We start from the raw sequence: 531 nt of genomic DNA on the forward strand, positions 1-531 counted from the left end.
GATTTTTATGGAAAAAAGAATCCGAGAATGGCAAAAACCTTGTTTCAAAAGATTCAATCGCAGGCTCGCTTTTGTTTGTATGATGATCTTTTGAATATTGGCGTTCTGTTTTATCGTTGTAACAATTATGAGCTATTTTTCTGTCATTATATAAATAACACAACAGAAATCTGCGGAATTGATTTTTCCAGTCTTTGATCACCGCGTGTATTGCAAGGAAATTGCTGCTTCAGTTATGCTTGATATGAAAAAAGAAGTCTATCAGCATTGTATTCATTTGGAAAGTGAAGCTTATTTTACCATTCGTGAAATGTGGGATAAGCTTTCTTATGCTGCAAAGAAAAAATGTGTGGCATTGGTGCGTCCGGGGGATGGAAATTATTTTCTTTTACGTGATTGTTTTTTCAATGAAAAAGAAGATGAAAAAGGTAAGGTACGCAATCGCTTTTAGGTTTTTACATGAAAATTTAAGAGTATAGGAAATTTGATGAAAAAATATAAAAACTCATGTAGCACAAAATTTTGATTGGC

General features: G+C 32.8%; 1 pseudogene. It reads left to right on the plus strand.

Annotated features, from left to right (window positions below):
• Nucleotides 1-7 precede the first annotated feature (7 nt).
• Nucleotides 8-451, plus strand: a pseudogene (locus J7R05_RS07700) (hypothetical protein).
• Nucleotides 452-531 lie beyond the last annotated feature (80 nt).

The sequence above is a fragment of the Bartonella capreoli genome, assembly GCF_902813205.1.
In the GTDB taxonomy this organism is placed as follows: domain Bacteria; phylum Pseudomonadota; class Alphaproteobacteria; order Rhizobiales; family Rhizobiaceae; genus Bartonella; species Bartonella schoenbuchensis.